13 protein-coding genes are annotated in these 17,289 nt (G+C 72.9%); 6 read left to right on the top strand and 7 right to left on the bottom strand.

Annotation, left to right across the window (positions count from 1 at the left end; all coding sequences use genetic code 11):
* The first annotated feature begins 252 nt into the window (after positions 1-252).
* The gene (locus AB0C28_RS16250; RefSeq protein WP_357836763.1) at positions 253-1,080 is read left to right on the top strand and encodes a hypothetical protein; all 828 of its coding nucleotides are present in this window, start codon (positions 253-255) and stop codon (positions 1,078-1,080) included.
* 71 nt (positions 1,081-1,151) lie between these two features.
* Here the strand turns inward: AB0C28_RS16250 and AB0C28_RS16245 are convergent, their stop codons facing one another.
* The gene (locus tag AB0C28_RS16245; RefSeq protein ID WP_358075074.1) at positions 1,152-3,122 is read right to left on the bottom strand and encodes a translation factor GTPase family protein; all 1,971 of its coding nucleotides are present in this window, start codon (positions 3,120-3,122) and stop codon (positions 1,152-1,154) included.
* 262 nt (positions 3,123-3,384) lie between these two features.
* Between AB0C28_RS16245 and AB0C28_RS16240 the strand changes: the two genes are divergently transcribed.
* Both AB0C28_RS16240 and AB0C28_RS16235 read left to right on the top strand, forming a co-directional pair.
* Positions 3,385-4,011 carry a TetR/AcrR family transcriptional regulator gene (locus AB0C28_RS16240; protein ID WP_357836769.1) on the top strand — a complete coding sequence of 209 codons (627 nt, stop codon included), beginning with the start codon at positions 3,385-3,387 and terminating at the stop codon, positions 4,009-4,011.
* A complete protein-coding gene (locus AB0C28_RS16235) occupies positions 4,008-5,177 on the top strand; it encodes an FAD-dependent oxidoreductase (RefSeq protein WP_358075071.1) in 1,170 nt (389 codons plus the stop codon). Before AB0C28_RS16240 ends, AB0C28_RS16235 begins: the two co-directional genes overlap by 4 nt.
* Here the strand turns inward: AB0C28_RS16235 and AB0C28_RS16230 are convergent.
* Genes AB0C28_RS16230 through AB0C28_RS16210 form a run of 5 tightly spaced genes read right to left on the bottom strand, consistent with a single transcriptional unit; the run spans position 5,140 to position 14,594 of the window.
* Positions 5,140-6,195, bottom strand: a complete 1,056-nt coding sequence (locus AB0C28_RS16230; RefSeq protein WP_358075068.1) for a phosphotransferase — start codon at positions 6,193-6,195, stop codon at positions 5,140-5,142. The two genes, AB0C28_RS16235 and AB0C28_RS16230, sit on opposite strands and share 38 nt — an antisense overlap.
* Positions 6,161-6,301, bottom strand: a complete 141-nt coding sequence (locus AB0C28_RS16225; RefSeq protein WP_346103869.1) for a hypothetical protein — start codon at positions 6,299-6,301, stop codon at positions 6,161-6,163. Before AB0C28_RS16225 ends, AB0C28_RS16230 begins: the two co-directional genes overlap by 35 nt.
* Positions 6,302-6,358: 57 nt before the next feature.
* Positions 6,359-8,848, bottom strand: coding sequence for a PEP/pyruvate-binding domain-containing protein (locus tag AB0C28_RS16220; protein ID WP_358075065.1), 2,490 nt, complete (start codon positions 8,846-8,848; stop codon positions 6,359-6,361).
* Entirely contained in the window at positions 8,845-9,618 is a 774-nt protein-coding gene (locus AB0C28_RS16215; RefSeq protein WP_358075063.1) for a TetR/AcrR family transcriptional regulator, read from the bottom strand. Before AB0C28_RS16215 ends, AB0C28_RS16220 begins: the two co-directional genes overlap by 4 nt.
* Before the next feature lie 44 nt (positions 9,619-9,662).
* On the bottom strand, positions 9,663-14,594 hold the full coding sequence (locus AB0C28_RS16210) for a tetratricopeptide repeat protein (RefSeq protein ID WP_358075060.1): 4,932 nt from the start codon (positions 14,592-14,594) through the stop codon (positions 9,663-9,665).
* A gap of 149 nt (positions 14,595-14,743) precedes the next feature.
* Between AB0C28_RS16210 and AB0C28_RS16205 the strand changes: the two genes are divergently transcribed.
* The 3 genes from AB0C28_RS16205 (at position 14,744) to AB0C28_RS16195 (ending at position 16,492) form a co-directional block, all read left to right on the top strand.
* Positions 14,744-15,298 (top strand): hypothetical protein, encoded by a 555-nt coding sequence (locus AB0C28_RS16205; RefSeq protein ID WP_357836790.1) that lies wholly within the window; start codon positions 14,744-14,746, stop codon positions 15,296-15,298.
* A gap of 59 nt (positions 15,299-15,357) precedes the next feature.
* Positions 15,358-15,741 (top strand): hypothetical protein, encoded by a 384-nt coding sequence (locus AB0C28_RS16200; RefSeq protein WP_358075057.1) that lies wholly within the window; start codon positions 15,358-15,360, stop codon positions 15,739-15,741.
* Positions 15,742-15,820: 79 nt separating this feature from the next.
* Complete coding sequence (locus tag AB0C28_RS16195; protein ID WP_357836796.1) at positions 15,821-16,492, top strand: DUF6766 family protein; 672 nt, start codon at positions 15,821-15,823, stop codon at positions 16,490-16,492.
* On the opposite strand, the gene AB0C28_RS16190 is transcribed toward AB0C28_RS16195, so the two are convergent.
* Positions 16,426-17,265 (bottom strand): pyridoxal-phosphate dependent enzyme, encoded by an 840-nt coding sequence (locus AB0C28_RS16190; protein ID WP_357836798.1) that lies wholly within the window; start codon positions 17,263-17,265, stop codon positions 16,426-16,428. The genes AB0C28_RS16195 and AB0C28_RS16190 overlap by 67 nt on opposite strands.
* Positions 17,266-17,289: the final 24 nt, after the last annotated feature.

Genomic DNA, 17,289 nt, shown 5'->3' with positions numbered 1-17,289 from the left:
ACGTAGATCGCCGAGGCCGGGTCTGTCAATCGACTCCTGCACGTTGTTGCAAGTGTCATGACCTGCGGAGAGGCGAACGCGGCGGCGCTGATCAGCTCAACCGTTTTTGGTTACAGTTTCGTATCATCGAAAAGGGTTTCGGCGACTTTCTTCGTCCGATGTCATGACGTGGCCGTGCCGCGCGCCTGCGCGGAAAGTCCACCGGCGCATGAGAGGTTCCGAGGAGTAGCTCCTGATCTCCAAGGAACTTCCGTGGTACACGAACGCGAAGACCGGCGGGTCAGCCGGCGACGGCTCATCACCGGAATCGGCACCATCGGCCTCGGCGGCCTGCTCACCGCCGGCGATCCCAGCTTCGGCGTCACCCTGACGGACGACCCGGCCACCGTCTTCGACCCCGACACCCACGCCAAGGCGGACGCGTTGTTCGCCAAGGCCAGGACGTGCCGGCTGGCGCCCAGCACGATGCAGGGCCCCTACTACTTCGAGACCGGCGCGATCCGCAGCGACCTGCGTGAGGACCGGGAGGGCGTCCGGCTGCGGCTGGCGATCAAGGTCCAGGACGGCTCCTCCTGCCGGCCGCTGCCCAGAGCCGTGGTGGAGATCTGGCACTGCGACGCCGCCGGGCTCTACTCGGGCGCCGAGTCCGAGTCGCTCGACGCGCTCAAAGACAGGGGCAAGGACGGCAAGGCGAAGATCAATCCGGACACGAAGTTCGCCGACCTGCGGCCCACGGACCGCAAGCGGTACCTGCGCGGGGTGCAGATCGCCGACGCGGGCGGGGTCGTCCGCTTCACCACCATCTGGCCGGGCTGGTACCCGGGACGTACCGTGCACATCCACGCGATGGTGGTCGTGGACGATCGGCGTGCTCTGTGCACGGAGCTCATGTTCGACGAGAGCCTCAACCGGCGGGTGCTGACTCAGGCTCCTTACCTTGGGCACGACCAGGCGCGCGACACCTTCAACGGCAACGATCCCGTCTTCAAGGACGACATGCTGGCTCATGTCGTGCAGGACGGAGACGGGTACCTCGCCGTCGTCGTGGTGGCCACCGATCCCGACCTGCGGCAGGTCTGACCGTCCGCCGCCCCCGAGCCGCCCATGGGGTGCGGGCGGCACGGGGGCTCTGGGGGACGGGCCTGGGCGCGTCAGACCCGGCGTGCCACGTGCAGCAGGTACTCCTTCCGGTCGAGCGGGTTGTGGTCGGAGCGCGGGCGGCGCGGGATCGGGCCGCGCACGGGCTCGTACCGGTCGAAATCCGACTCCAGCACGGCCTCGCCCCTGGTCAGCCCCGGCAGCCGCCGCTCCAGCTCGTGCACCCTTGCCGCCGGGATCAGCCCCTCCACCAGGGAGGAGCGCTGGGTGCGCGGGGTCGCGCCGAGCCGGGCCAGCACGGGCAGCATCGGGCCCAGCGTGTCGGGCGGCAGTTCCAGGCGGAAGCGGTGCATCGGCTCGTACACCGTGCTGCCTGCCCGCCTCAGCGCGTCCATCAGCACCAGCGGGACGAGGTTGCGGAAGTCGGCCGCGACGCTCGACGGAGGCGAGTATCCCGCGTGGGTCAGCGTGACCACGCAGTCCAGCACCTCCCAGCCGTGCAGGCCCTGGTGGAGGGTCTCGTGCACCGTCTCCTCGATCGCGCTCATGAACGCGTACGGCAGCGACCCCAGCTCCACCTCCAGCCGGAACTCCACTCCCCCGCCCGTCGGGTCACCCGCCCCGCCCGGCTCGACGCGCAGGCCGACGGTCGCGACGAACGGGTTGGGGTCCTTGCCGAGCACCTCCAAGGCCGCGCCCGTGCCGGCGGGCCGTTCGACGCAGATGGTGGTGGTCTCGCGGAAGGTGACCTCCAGGCCGAAGTCGTCCAGGAGCGTGGCCTGGATGACCTCCTTCTGCACCTCGCCGTAGAGCGAGACCGACACCTCCTGGCGCAGGTCGTCCTGGCGCAGGCCGATCAGCGGGTCCTGCTCGGCGAGCCGGCTCAGCGCGAGGTGCAGCGCGGCCCGGTCGGCGGCGCGACCGGGCGACACGACGGTCTCCAGCGTGGGCGGCGCGAAGTGCCCTGCGGAGGCTCGCCTGGCGCTGGGGCCCGCGTCCGCGTCCTGGTCCTCCGGGCGGGTCAGCCGGTCGCCGATACGGACGTCGGTCAGGCCCCAGAGGCGGGCGATCCGGCCGGCGGGCACGTCCTGGCAGCGCACGGACGTGCCGCCGTCGAAGACGCTGATCGCAGTGACCCTGCCCTCACGTCGGTCGTCGAAGTGGAGCCGGTCGCGGGTGTGCAGGGTGCCGCCGAAGATGCGGGCGTAGGCGACCTTCTCCCCTGCGGGACCCCGTTCGATCTTGAAAACGGTGCCCGAGACAGGATCGTTCGGGTCGTCCTGGGCGGGTGGCAGCAGCTCCCTGACGCCCGCCATCAGCGCCTCCACGCCTGCCCCCATGACGGCCGAGCCGAAGAACACCGGGTGGACCAGCGTCCGGCCGGTCTGGTCGGCGAGTTCGGCGCGCAGGCGGGCGGTGGAGATCGAGCTCTCGTCGTCCACGTACGCCGCCAGCAGCGCGTCCTCCTGCGCGGCGAGCACGTTCACCAGGTCCTCGGCGAACGCGGCCTGGCCGTCGAACGGCGTGAACGCGGCGGAACCCGTACCGAGGCCGGAGACCGCGCCCATGGCGACGACGGAAGGGGACAGCTTGGCGGCGAGCTCGCGCAGGACGCCGTCGTAACGGGCGCCACGGCGGTCGATCTTGTTGACGAAGACGAGCGTGGGGATGCCGAGGCGGCGCAGCGTGCGCATGAGCACGCGGGTCTGCGCCTGCACGCCCTCCACGGCGGACACCACCAGGACGGCGCCGTCCAGCACGCTCAGCACCCGCTCCACCTCGGCGATGAAGTCGGGATGGCCCGGCGTGTCGATCAGGTTGACCGTGGTGTCGCCGACGGCGAAGGACACGACCGCCGACTTGATGGTGATGCCGCGCCTGCGTTCCAGAGCAAGGGTGTCGGTCTGAGTGTTGCCGTCATCGACGCTGCCGACCTCGTCGATGACCCCGGCGGCGTGCAGCAGCCGCTCGGTCAGGCTGGTCTTACCGGCGTCTACATGCGCCAAGATTCCCAAGTTGAGCATACGCAACGAACGTCATGTCCTCTGATCGGCCGACTCCTTCTTTCGTGTGGGACATGGACGCCTGGCGCATCGGGGCTCCTCCGGGTCGTTCGGCCACGACAGTGATCGCCACGGTCGCGGCAGTGGGCGTTCGGCCGCCGGAAAGCACATCAGACCGTCTCCCCGAACGGCAACCGATTTACGCAGCGCCGGTCCGCCATGGGGTAATGTTTGGACAGTTGCCCAAGTCGATCGCCCAAGCCATCCGTCCAAAGAGGAGACCATGGCGACCCACTCCGCCGAACGCGGCAGAACCACCCGGCAGCGGTTGCTCGACGCCGCCGTCGCCCTCGTCCCCGAGGTCGGCTGGGGCGGCGTCACGACCAGGATGGTCGCCGAGCGGGCGGGGGTGGCGCCCGGCGTGGTCCACTACCACTTCGCCTCCGTCACCGACCTGCTCGTCGCGGCCGGGCTCGGCTTCGCCGCCGGCCTGCTCGACGGCCTCGCCGCCGAGCTGGCCGCACGACCGGACATCGGCGAGGGGATCGACTGGCTGCTCGGCGAGCTGTCGCGGTACAGCGGCGCCGACCCGGCCTCGCTGCTGATCCTGGAGATGTTCCTCGCCTCGACCCGGCTGCCGGAGCTTCGCGAGCGGCTCGGGGTGCAGATCGGCGGCTTCCGCGCGGTCGTGGCGTCCTGGCTGACCGCACGCGGCTACCGGGGCGACGCGGAGGCCGCGGCCGCGCTGCTGGCGGCCTCGCTCGACGGGATCATGCTGCACCGCGCGCTCGACCCCGGCCTCGACCCGGCCGCGCTGACCGGGCCGCTGCGCGCCATGTTCACCGCAGGACAGACCGCTCCCGACCCGGCGAGCGGTCCCCGTACCAGCACGAGGAGGACGGAAGCGTGAAGGCTCTGATCTGCGGCGCCGGCATCGCCGGGCTGACGCTGGCCTGGCATCTCGAACGCTCCGGCTGGGAGGTGGAGCTGGTCGAGCGGGCGGGGGCGTTCCGCGAGGGCGGCTACCTGATCGACTTCTACGGCCCCGGTCTTGAGGTGGCCGGGCGCATGGGGCTGAGGGAGCGGCTGACGGAGGCGCGCCACCCGGTCGACGAAGTCCGTTACGTCGACCGTTCCGGGCGGCCCAGCAGCCGGCTCAAGCTCGGGGCCGGGCTGGAGGGAGTGCTCAGCCTGCTCCGTGGCGACCTGGCCCGGATCATCGCCGACGACGTGCGCGCGCCCGTCACGTACGGGACCAGCGTCGAGGCCGCCGAGCAGGACGGCCGCCGGGTATCGGTGCGGCTGACCGACGGCACATCGCGCGAGGTGGACCTGCTGGTGGGCGCGGACGGCGCGCGTTCGCGGGTGCGCGAGCTGGCGTTCGGCGACGTGGCCCCGCGCTATCTCGGGCATCAGGTGGCGGCCTGCGTCCTGACGGACGCGGAGCTGAGCCGCCGGGTGGGCGTCCGCTACCAGATGCTCACCGAGCCGGGTCTCATGGCGGGCGCGTACGCGCTCGGCGACGACCGGCTCGCGCTGCTGTTCCTACGCCGCGAGCCCGAGCCCGAACTGCCCGCCGACCCCGCCGCCGCGCTGCGCCGCCACTTCGGCCACCTCGGCTGGATCCTGCCGGACGTGCTGGCGCGCTGCCCCGAGCCGCCCGATCTCTACCACGACCTGGTGACGCAGGTGGTGATGGAACGCTGGCACCGGGGCCGGATCGTGCTTCTGGGCGACTCGTGCCAGGCGGTGTCGCTGTTCGCCGGGCACGGGGCGTCCATGGCCATGGCGGCGGCGTGGGTCCTGGCCGACGAGCTGACGTCTGCCGAGGTGGATCCGGCCGACGCGCTGGCCCGTTACCAGGAGCGGATGACGCCGGTCATCTCGGAGGTGCAACGGTTCGGCCGGCGGTTCATACAGTGGATGGCCCCCTCACACCGCTGGCGCATCGTGGCCCGCGACCTGATCCTCAGGCTGGCCGGGCTCCCCGGCGGCGAGCGCCTGTTCGTCAACGCGCTGAGCCAGGGCGGGCACAACCTCATCCCGCCACGCCACACCACCGTCTCACCCTCCTGAGCCCGCGCCGCGCCCCCGGTCTCGCCCTCCTTCGCCCGCCGCCCAGCGGATGCGGAGCCAGCTCAGTGTGGCTCGCCGGGAGTGTTCGCGTCGCTGCTGGAGGTGCGGGGCGTGCGCGGGGCCCGGGAGGGCGGCCGTACGGGTCCAGTAGCCGGCCAGCGCCACCAGCAGCGCGTCCACCCGCTCGGGGTCGGCGGCCCGGCCGAGCGGGCGCGGTGAAGATCTCCTCCGGATCGGGGGTGCCGAGGTCGGACTCCAGCAGCAGGCAGACCAGGTCCGTCCAGGCCGGTCCGACGCAGGCGCGGCCCCAGTCCACATAGCGGGCCGTGCCGTGCGCGTCGATGACGATGTTGTCGAAGCGCGGGTCGAAGTGGAGCAGCGTGTCGCCGGTGACCAGCGACGTCCAGGTGCGCTCGACCGCCGCCAGCCGGTCCAGGTGCGCACGCTCCCAAGCACCCATCTCCGGAGCGGCGCCGATCCCCGGAGCCCCGGCCCGAGCCCGGTCTCCGTCGCCTGCCGCCCCGCCGTTCGTGGCGAGGGCGTGCCAGAGTTCGCAGCGGCCCGCCATTCGCTCGGCCACCGTCGGCAGGCCGTCCACGGGTGCGGGGGTGAGCGGGGCCGCGCAGGCGGTGAGCAGGTCGAGCGCCGCCGCGAGCTCCGCGGGCCGCCAGGGCTCGTGCGGCACCCGGCCCGGCGCCTCCTCCGAGCAGAGCAGCACCCAGCCGTCCCGTTCGCAGGAGAACAGCAGCCGCGGCGTCGGCACCTCGGCGGGCAGGGCGGCGCTGATCACCGCCTCCGACCGGTAGTCGCCCGCGTGGTCCGCGTCCGCCGGCGTCGGCTTGACGAACACGCGCCGCCCGCCGTCGAGGGTGAGCACGCCGAGGACGCCGTACGAGAAGCCGCCCCGCCGCGGCTCGAACCCCCGTACGGCGCCCAGCCGGCGCTCGGCCTCCGCTACCAGCGGGGCGGGCAGGTCGGCCCAGTCACGCCGCGGGCCCCATCTCGCCGGGCCGCTCAACCGCCTCCTCCCGGTCCTTGTGCTCCAGCGCCTGCTGGGCGTTCCTGAACCGGGCACAACGCGCTTCGAGTTCGCGCTCGTCTTCGAGCATCCACTGTTCGATCATGGTCCTCGACGGGATCACACGCCACCCGGCCCGCGCGAGCGACTTGGCGGGAACTTTTCACGCCAGCAACTCGACCGTGCCGCGTTCCCCGTCCACCCTGATCCGGTCGCCGTCGCGCAGCCGCATGGTGGCGTTGCCGGTGCCGACCACGGCGGGGATGCCGAGCTCGCGGGCCACGATCGAGGCGTGCGACAGCGGAGCGCCCATGTCGGTGACGACGGCGGCGGCGCGCGGGAACATCGGGGTCCAGCCCACGTTCGTCAGCGTCGTGACCAGGATCTCGCCCGGTTTGAGCCGGTCGCCGTCCTCGGGTCCCGAGAGCACCCTGGCGACGCCCTCGACCACGCCCGGCGCGCCGGGGAAGCCGGTCACGGTGTCGCTCACCGGCGCCCCCGGGCCGCGCGCGTCGTAGACGTCGGCCCGGCGTCCCGGGTCGGCCGCCCAGCGCACGGGGTCGAAGTGGCCGACGATCAGCACGGGGTAGGGCGGCAGGGAGGCGTAGCGCTCGTGGGTGACCCGCCGCGACGGCACCCGCTCCAGCGCGGACCGGTCGCCGCGCAGCAGATCGAGCAGCTCCTCCAGGTAGAGGTGGAACACATCGTCGCCGGCCCCGGTCAGCTCGCCGGCCCGGACGGTGAAGGCCCGCAGCACCCAGAACGCCCGTATCGTCTCCGACCGGGTGCTCTCCCGATCGCGTACGACGGCGTTCCAGCGCCGCACCCTGGCCCGCATCCGGGCCTCCTTGCCCGGATGACGCCGGGCGAAGCGCGCCCAGGCCGCCTCGCGCGCCTCCCGCTGCCGGGCGAGCAGGGCCTGGGTGTCGGCCCCGAGGTCGCGCAGGCCCGCGAGCTGGGCGTCGATCCAGCCGGGGTCCTCGCCGGGCCGCGGCACGGAGACCTCGAACTCGTGGGGTCCGCGATGCCCGTACGCGCGGGCGAACTCGTCCCTGGTGATCTCGCCGCGCGCCAGCCTGGACAGGCCGATGACCGGGCCCATGCTGGCCAGCTCGCCCTCGGCGTTGACGCCGGTGAGCATGGCCTCGGCGTCCGCCTCGCCCATCATCCGGTAGAGCCGGTCGCGGGTGTAGACGAGGGTGGCGCCGCCCTGGCGGCCGGCCGCCTCCAGCATGCGGCAGGCGGTGATCAGGTGCGGCCTGATCTCCCGTTCCCACAGCTCGGCCAGCTCGGCGCCGGACGTGGTGCGGGCCACGCGCTCGCGCAGCTCCTGCCAGCGCTGCTGCGAGGTGTCGAGGAACGCGCGCATGCCCTTGAGGTTGCGCCGCACCCGGAGTCGCAGGCGTACGGCCATGGGCAGGACGCGTTTGACGATCTCCCAGCGGGACGCCGGCACGCGCGGCACCTCCAGGCCGGGCGGCAGCTTGCCGAAGACCTGCTCGACGGCGGAGAGCCGGCCGCTCATGCCCAGCGCGCCCGCGATGGAGTGGACGACGCTCAGGTTCATGTAGAAGCGGCCGCCGATGTTGCCCACCAGGTCGAAGCCGGGGATCGAGGCGGCCGACATGGCCTCGTGGATGAACAGCCGCACGTACGACCAGGTGATCGGCGTCATCACGTCGGGGATGGCCTCGCCCAGGTTGCCGCCGGTCCACAGGTAGTCGCCCTTGAGGCTGTCGTTCCACTCCTCGAACTGCGGCTTGATGCCGGTGATCGGGCGGGCCTGGACGATGGCGAACGCGCCGTCGCGCCGGACCCATTCCACGTCCATGGGGGTGCCGTACAGGTCCTGGATGCGTGCGCCGAGCGCGGCCAGCCGCACGGCCTCGGCGTCGTCGAGCACGGCAGCGCCGCGCAGGCCGGCGGGGACCGGCCGTTCCTCGGTACCCGACTCGGTCCGTACGGTCATGACCTGTTTGTCGCCGACCCGCGAGGAGGTGACCGCGCCGCCGGACACCACGATCGTGTCGGGCGTGACCTGGCCGCCGACGACCGCCTCGCCCAGCCCCCACGAGGCGTTGATCACCGTGTCGTCGCGGGCGCCGGTGACGGGGTCGGCGGTGAACATGACGCCGGCCGCGTCGGCGTCGACCAGTTCCTGCACCACCACGGCCAGGGCCACGTCGTCGTGCGGCACGCCGTTCGTGTCGCGGTAGGCGATGGCGCGCGGGTTCCACAGGGAGGCCCAGCAGCGCCTGACCGCGTCGAGGAGGGCGTCGCCGCGGATGTTGAGGTAGGTGTCCTGCTGGCCGGCGAACGACATGTCCGGCAGGTCCTCGGCGGTGGCCGACGAGCGCACGGCCACCGGGACGTCCTGGCCGAGCTCCTCGTACGCCCGCAGGATCTCGTCGGCGATCGGGCCCGGCACCTCGTGGGCGGCGAACAGCGCCGGGATGGAACCGGGGTCGGTGACGGCGGCGCGCAGGATCGCGTCCTGGAACCCGGCCACGAACGCCCGGTAGGCGGCGGTCGTGACGTGGAAGCCGCCGGGCACGGGCAGCCCGGCCCTGGTCAGCCTGGCCAGGGAGGCACCCTTGCCGCCCGCGGTCGCGAGGTCGGCGGCGGCGTCGCCGAGGGGGATGACGGTCTTCACTTCGCCCGCCTCCCTGTGCTCACGGGCTCGGTGCCCAGGGACGCCGCGAGCTTGCGGCCGGCCAGCTCGGCCGCGGCGTCGAGGAAGGCGAGAGTGGCGTCCGCGACGGCCTTCTCGGCGGCGGCGTCCAGTGGCTTGCCCGTGCTCATGGTCCGCTCGATGGTGTCGGCCACCAGGTCGGCGACGCGGTCGTCGGACGGCCGGCCCCCATCGGCCGGCCCGTCAGACAACTCGCCTGGCGGCCCTGCGGTCAGTCCGCCGGGCAGGAACAGGAACCCGTAGACGATCGAGGTGATCACCCGCACATGGTGGCCGGGCTCCTCGCGCACCGCGCCGAGCTCGATCAGCCGGGCCGTGTACGCCTCGAAGGGACCGTCGATCCGCAGCCGCGCCGCGTTCTCGCGCTTCTGCCGGGTGAGCTTGCCGAGCACCTCGGAGTCACCGCTCAGCACCACGTGCAGCAGCGGCCGGCGCAGCAGCGCCCGGGAGAACTCGCCGAACAACTCGCTCAGCGTGGCCGGCTCCCGGTCGCGGACCGCCTCGACAAGGCTGACCCGCTCGCGCCGCAGCAGCGCGGCGAAGATGTCGTCGCGGGTCTTCCAGTGCAGGTAGATGGTGCCCTTGGCGACCCCGGCCCGCTGCGCGATGTCGTCGATCGTGGTCTTGTCGTAGCCCCAGCGCAGGACCAGTTCGGCGACCGCGTCGAGGATCCGGTGCGCCCGCTCGATCTGGCGCGCCGGATCCTGCGGCGGTCTTCCCGCTCGTGCCATCCGTCTCACCCCATTTGTTTGACTGGATGAGACTATTTGGTCATTTAATTAACGGCAAGTTTGCCCAGCAGCGCCTCGGCCTGAGGAGCGAAGGAGGCGTCCCCGGTGTCGACGGCCGTGGTCAGCAGCCGGCGGGCCAGGTCGAGGTCGCCGCGCTCGTACCGGATCTCGCCGAGCCGGTACGCGGCCTCGGCCACCAGGTCGTCCTGCCGGCTCAGCCCCAGCGTGAGCTCGTAGTACCGCAGTGCCCCGTCGCGGTCCCCCAGCCAGTAGCACAGCTCGCCCAGGTGCGCCGCGGCCATCCCCGACTCCGAGTCGCCCGAGTCGATGACCCGCTGGTACCAGGTCAGCGCCTCCGGGAAGTCCCGTGCCCGCTTGGCCAGCGCGCCCAGGTACATCGCGGCCACCGCGCCGGTGTGCCCCTCGCCCTCCTCGACGGCCCTGCGGTACCACCCGCGCGCCTGTTCCTCGTCCTCGTCGTGGTAGGTCTGGCCGAGCGCGACCATCGCCCGCGCGGCGAGGTCGGCGTCGCCGGCGTCCAGCACCCGCAGGTACACCTGCCGGCCCTCCTCCACCTCCCCGGTCTCGACGAGCGCCTGCGCGAAGAGGCTCAGCGCGGTCGGCTCGCCGCTCTCCGCCGCCGCGCGCAGCGTGCGCAGCGCCGCCTCGGTGTCACCCTGCTGACCTTGCAGCATGCCGAACAGGCTGCCGAACACCCCCTGCCCGGGGCTGTCGGCGTCGCCCGCCTGCCGCTCGGCCAGGTCGTAGAAGGCCGCGGCGTCGCCCTCCTCGTCGAGCAGCGACAGCAGCCTGCCGCCGGCCACGAACCGCACGTCGGCGTCGTCGTGGTCCTTCAGCCCCTCGTAGATCGCGCGGGCCTGGTCCGTCTGCTCCAGCTCCTCCAGCCGCTCGGCGATCCGCAGCTCGGTGAAGGGTCCGGAACCGGCCAGCTCGTAGTACGCCCGCACGGCCACCGGGTCCTCGCACATGTCGCCCAGCTCCCTGGCCTGCTCCCTGAGCTGCGCACCGGCCTGTTCGCCCGTCGGGCCGGCCATCGACAGCACCTCGACGGCCAGCGCGTGCTCGCCGCGCCGGCACGCCTGGTAGGCGAGCGCGTCGAGGTTGTTCATGGCGGTCTGGGTGAAGTCGCCGTCGCCGCTCACGGCCACGGCGGCGAACGCCCGTGCCGCGCCGAGGTGGTCGCCGTCCTCGTGCAGCCAGACCCCCAGCAGGACACCGGCTCGCGCCGCGGTGCCCTGGTCGCCGGACTCCACGGCCAGGCGCACCTCCCGGTCGGCCCCGGCGGCATCGCCGAGCTGGCGCAGGGTCAGCGCGAGGTCCACCCGGATGCGCGGCGTGATGCCGGGGAATCCGGTCTCGACGCCCCTGACGTACAGGAGGGCCGCGTCCGGCAGGTCGCCCATGGCCTTGCGGGCGTCGGCCCAGGTCCAGTAGCCCAGCGCCACGGTCTCGGGGTCGCCGGTGCCGACCGCCTGCTCGGCCTGGGCCACGAGGGCGTCGAAGTCCTCCCGCTGGAGCAGGTGGACGAGCAGTCTCTGGTGGCAGTCCAGGTCGCCGGCCGCCGCGCCCTCGGTCAGCAGCCACCGTGCCTCGTCGTACGCGCCGCGTTCCTCCAGCAGCTCGGCGACGAGCGAGGCGGTGGCGGGCAGGGCGGCGCGGGCGGCCTCGATCGCGCCGCCGAGGTCGCCACGACGGCGGCGGACGGTGGCGAGGTAGCGCCAGGCGGACTCGGCCGTCGCCTCGACCTCGGTCGCCGGCAGCAGCCACAGCTCGGCCCGGCACTGGTCGCCGGCGTCCGACAGGATCTCGCTCAGCCGGATCCCGGCCATGGCCGCGAGCTCGGGCTCGCCCAGCTCGGCCACCAGGCGGAAGATCGGCTCGGCCGTGCCGGCGTCCGACTCCAGCGCGTGCGCCAGCAGCTCGCGCAGGGCCTCCGTCCGGTCCTGCACGGGCAGCTCGGACAGCGGGCCGCGCAGGTCTCCCACCTCACCGGCCTGGATCGCGAGCAGCACCTTCGCCACGAGCTCGGACCCGGTCCGCTCGGTCAGCGCCGCCAGCGCGCCCTCCCTGTCGCCCTCCGCCGCCAGCACCCAGGGCAGGTCCTCCTCGTCACCCCGGCCCAGCAGGTACGCGGCCACGGCGGCGCGGAACGGGTCCTCCTCCTGCGCCGCGGCCCGCTCCAGCGCGAAGCGCGCGGCGTCGGCCTCCGGCGTCTCCATCAGGCAGCGGCCGGCGGCCAGCATCGTCTCGGGCTCGGACCCGGGATCGACGGCCGCCCCCAGCTCGAACGCCGCCTTCGCCCCTTCCAGGTCTCCCGTCTCGGCCAGCAGGCCGCCGAGCAGCCGCTGGGACTCGCCGCTCACGCGCGGCGGCGCGGCCTTCATCGCCGCCAGCGCCGCCTGAGGGTCGCCGTGCTCGCGCAGGAAGATGGCCAGGTGCAGCGTCGCGTCCGCGCCGAACGTCTCGGTCAGCAGCTCGCGCGCCTCCTCCGCCCGGCCGCAGGCCACGAGCGAGTCACCGATCATCAGGGTCAGGCCGGGGTCGCCGTCCGCTCCCCGCAGCCGGGTCAGCGTCTCCACCGCCTCGGCGTGCTCGCCCAGCTCCCGCAGGACCTGACCGGCCGAGCGCAATGCCACGTCGTTCAGGCGCTCGTCCTCGCCCAGAGCCCCCAAGAACGCCGCCACCGAGCCGCGCTGGTCCCCCGCTTCGCCGCGCAGCGCGCCGAGGAAGCAGCCGGCCCGCTGCCGTTCGTCCCGCGGCTCGCCGACCGCGGCGACCAGCGCGAGCGCCCCGTCGGCCGCGACCGCCGCGCCCGTGCGCTGCCAGGCGTGCGCGCTCTCCATGGCCAGCGCCGTCGCCATCGCGGCCGGGGCGTCGTCCTGCGGGAACGCCCGCCGCGCGGCCTCGAAGTCCTGGTCGAGCAGCAGCGCGCCGAACGCGCCGACCTCGTCGGAGGTCAGGGCGAGCGCGGCCCGCGCGGCCTCGACGTCGTCGAGCCTGACCCGGGTGAACGCCAGCGGCAGCGCGGCGCGGTCCTGCCTGCCCTCGGCGATCAGCCGCTCGTGCAGGCGGCAGGCGGCCAGCAGGTCGCCCTGCCTCTCGTACACGCCGACCAGCCCGGCGGCGGCCTCGACACGCAGCCCCTGGTGCGCGCACTCCAGCACCGACTCGTACGCGGCCCGCGCCTCGGCCGGGTCGTCCTCCTCGACGAGCCCGCCGAGCTGGTACGCCACCCACGGCGCGAGCACGGGATGCCCCTCCGCCCTGGCCCGGCGCAGCAACTCGACCGGCTGGTCGGCACCCGTGGGCAGGTCCTTGCGAATCAACGCCGTGTACGACAGCGCCAGCGGGTCCCCGCTGTCCGCCGCCCGCGCGAACATGGCCGCCGTCTCCGACAGGTCGTACCCGAGCACGGCCAGCATCTGCGCGAACACGGCGGTGCCGATCGCGGAGACCGACAGGTCGGGATGCTCGGTGGCGGCCTCGTAGCGGGTCAGGCCCTCCTCCCTGCCGAGCCGCTGGTGGGCGAAGATCGCGGCCAGCACGGGGTGCGGCTCCTCGCCCGACTCGCGCAGCAGGTGCAGCAGGAACGTCGCGTGCAGCCCCTGGGCCACGTCGTCGCCCTCGGCCACGTACGTCAGCAGCTCGTCGGCCTGCTCCCGGTCGCCCTCCCCCAGCTCCAGCTGGGCCAACGCCACCATGGCCCGCGACGACTCGGCGGGCGCCTCGGAGTCGACGGCTCCGCGCAACAGCCGCCTGGCCTCGCCCAGGTCTCCCTCGCGCAGCCGGGCCAGGCCGTCGTCGATGTCCTGGAGCGCCTGCTCCGCGACGGGGTCGGCCAGCGGCTGCTGCCTGGCGGCGTGCTCGAGCAGCAGCGCGGCCTTGAAGGAGGTGTCGGGGTCCTCGCTGGCCGCGGCCAGCCCGGCCAGCTCCACGACCTCGTCGCGTACCTCCTGATGAGCGTCGTGCAGCATGCCGAGCAGCGCGACGCAGATCGAGGTCCACTCGTTCTCGCCGGCCTCCAGCACGGCGCGCAGCTCGGCCAGTGCCTCGGCGCTCTCGCCCGCCTCGGTGTGCATCTGGGCCAGGCAGGCGTGCGCCTGGACGGCGTACTCGCGCTGGCCGCTGGCGATCACCCGGTGGAAGATCGCCTTGGTCTCGGCCACGTCGCCGAGCTGCGCGGTCGCCTTGGCCAGCTCGATCAGCGCGGGCAGCCGGAACTCGGGCCTGGGGTCCTCGGCGGCCACCCGGTAGGCGGCGGCGGACTCGGCGTACTCGCCCAGATCCACCAGCACCGCGCCGAGCAGGCTGTGGGCCATGGCCAGGTGATCGGGATGGCCGACGGCGATGGCGTGCTCGCACACCTCGCGGGCCGCGCCGAACTCCCCTTCGTCGGCGTACGCCTGGTAGAGCTTGAACGCCGACAGCGACACCACCTCAGGGTCGCCGCAGGTCAGCAGCGCCCGGTAGTCGTCCTCGGTCTCGGCCACCTCGTACAGGTCCCTGGCCGAGGCCGGGTCCTGCTCGAAGTCCGGCAGCTCCAGCCGGGCGGCCAGCTCCGCCACGGAAGGGCTGTCACACCTGCGGGCCCGCTCCAGCGCCTCCTGCGCGCCCGGCTCGTCGCCGAGCTGCGTGAGCACGAGCACGAGGGCGGTGTCCGCGAGCGCGGCCACCTCGAAATCCGCCCCGTCGGAGGCGATCATCAGCACCCGGTGCGCCGCCGCCCACTCCTTGGCCGTCACGAGCATCATGCCCATGGCGATGGCCGAACGCTGCCCGAACACGGGGTCGCCCGACTGGATCACCGACCTGTGCGCCGCCTCCGCGCCCTCCAGGTCCCCCTGCTCCATCAGCAGCCCGGCCAGCAGATGGGACGCCTCCGGGTCACCCGTGGCCGCGATCTGCCTGAACAGCACGGCGGCCTGGTCGAGGTCTCCCGCTTTCCAGTGGCTCATGGCCGCGTCAAGCTGCTCCGACGCCATCATTCACTCCAAGGTCATCCAACAATGTGAAAAAGCTACACATGTGTCACGCGCGTCACAGGGCATTCCGAGATCTCCCGTCCTCACGCGTAGAACCCGGGGAGCGCCGTAGCGTAGTGCTCATGGGCAAGGCGTTCTGGATCGATCAGGAGTTCGACAGGGACCGCGACGGGCGCTATGCCGTACACGTCCGCAAGAACCTGGACGAGTTCGAGTGGGGTGACATCGCGCCGGTGCGTTTCGCCTGCACGGCGTGGCGGCTGGCCGCGCCGCCGTTCCTCGACCCCGGCTACGTGCGGTGGGACCGGCGCATCCTGGAGGCGACCTGCCACCGCAACACCTGGGACGGCACGCTCTACGCGCGGGTCAGGGTCGTCTCGCCGCTGCCGGAGGAGCTGCGGCGCTCGCGGACGTGGTGGCGCGACCGCGGCTGGCTGGGCTGGCAGGAGACCTTCGGCCAGTACGTCGAGCCGACCCAGCAGGACCTGGCCAGGATCCCGTTCCTGCGCGCCTCCCTCCTCGTCGAGGCGCCGGTGCCGCTGGACGACCTGCCGCCCGAGCCCGAGGGGCCGCACGAGGAGGTCGAGCAGAGCGCGCACCGGGCGGTGACGGTGCTGGCCCGCGAGCTCAACGCGCTGGTGTCGCCGGTGCTCGACCAGCTCGGGCCGATGTACTGAGCCTGTTGCGAGGACCCGGCGGCGAGCATGCCTGATGCTCCTGTGGGTAACAGAGGCCCATGAGAACGCCTCTCGTGGTGCTGACGCTGCTCCTCGTGCCGGTCTCGGCCTGCGCCGTGGACACCGCGTCCCCCGCACGAGCGGCCGAGCGCTTCCACGCCGCGATCTCCGCCCACCAGGAGCGGGCCGCGTGCGCGATGCTCACCCGCGAGACCGCCGACAGGTTGCCCGCCCGCGGTCAGACCTGCGCCGACGCGCTGAGGGAGCTGGGGCTCGGCCCCGGCGGCGGGGTCACCTCGGTGAGCGTGTGGGGCGACGAGGCTCAGGTCCGTCTGCGCGGCGACACGCTCTTCCTGCGCCGCTTCACCGACGGCTGGCGGATCAGCGCGGCGGGCTGCAGCCCGGTGCGCGACCTCCCGTACGAGTGCGAGGTGGAGGACTGATGCGGGTGATGTTCGGGCTGACCCTGCTGGTGATCGTGCTCGGGCTGGCGAGCTTCTTCGCGATCGGATGGTCGAGGCTGTGAGATGGGTCAGGGAGAACGCGCTGTCGCTGACGTTCCTGGTCCTGTTCCTGCTGGCGCTGGGCGGGCAGGCCGTGGCCGGACTGCTGCAGTTCAACGACCAGCAGCTGGCCGAGGGCGCCGAGCCGGTCTCGCTGCTGCGGTTCGTGACCTCCTCGTCGTTCGCGGTGGACGTGGCGGAGAACTGGCAGTCCGAATACCTGCAGTTCTTCCTGTTCATCATGCTCACCGTCTGGCTGGTGCAGAAGGGCTCGCCCGAGTCCAAGGAGCTCGGCGAGGAGGGGCCGGAGTCGGACGAGGAGCAGCGGATCGGGCCGCACGCCGGGCCGGGATCGCCGCGCTGGGCCAAGGTCAAGGGGATGCGGCTGTGGCTGCTCAGCAACTCGCTCGGGATGGTGATGGGCGCCGTCTTCCTGCTGTCGTGGCTGGCGCAGTCGGTGGCGGGGCAGGCGGCGTACAACGCGGAGCGGCTCAGTGACCTGCGCGATCCGGTCACCTGGGGCTCGTACGTGACCTCGCCGGAGTTCTGGAACCGCAGCCTGCAGAACTGGCAGTCGGAGCTGCTGGCCGTGCTGTCGATGGTGGTGCTGTCGATCTATCTGCGTCAGCGGGGCTCACCGGAGTCGAAGCCGGTCGGGGCGCCGCACGCCTCCACCGGGGTCGAGGGCTGACCGGTGACCACGGCGACGACGCGTGTGCCCGGCGCGAGGACGCCCCGCCGGGCGAGGTCGACGATGCCGTAGAGCATCTTCGCCACGTAGATCCGCTCGACCCGATGCCGCTCGGCGAACGCGTCCAGGGCCGGCGTCGATCTCGCGTACCCGCCGAAGTGGTAGCCGAGCTCGATCGACCAGTTCGGCCACGTACGGCCGAAGGCCTCCCGCTGCAACCTGGCCACCTCCTCCCGCAGGAAGGCGCCGCCCTTCAGCACCGCGAACCCGAGCGCCCGCCGCCCCCCGTCGAGGCCCGCCGAGATACCCGCCAGGGTGCCGCCGGTGCCGACGGGGCAGCAGATGACGTCGTAGTCGCCGTCGATCTCGCCAGGCAGCTCGGCGCATCCGCGTACGGCCGCCGCGTTGCTCCCGCCCTCCGGCAGGATCACCACGTCCTCGCCCCACCGCGCCCGCAGTCCCGCCTGCACCTCCTCGGCGTGCTTGCGCCGGTAGGTGGCCCGGTCGAGGTAGGTGAGCGTCATGCCGCAGGCCGCGGCGCGGGCCAGTGAGGGGTTGAGCGGCAGATGCTCCTCGCCCCTGATGACCCCGATCGTCTCGATGCCGTGGCGCGCCCCCGCCTCGGCCACGGCCCTGATGTGGTTGGAGTAGGCGCCGCCGAACGTGAGCAGCCGCTTGTGCCCGAGGTTGTACTTGAGTTTGCGCGGTTTGTTGTCGTCGTGCCGCAGGAACACGCGGACCTGACCGAGCCCTGGGTCCAGCAGCTCCTCCATGGCGCTAGTCTACGGTCGGGCCTT

It is taken from the genome of Nonomuraea sp. NPDC048892, from assembly GCF_040649735.1.
GTDB classification, from domain to species: domain Bacteria; phylum Actinomycetota; class Actinomycetes; order Streptosporangiales; family Streptosporangiaceae; genus Nonomuraea; species Nonomuraea maheshkhaliensis.
Note: the sequence above shows the minus strand (reverse complement) of the source record. Positions and strands in the feature narration are given on the sequence as shown.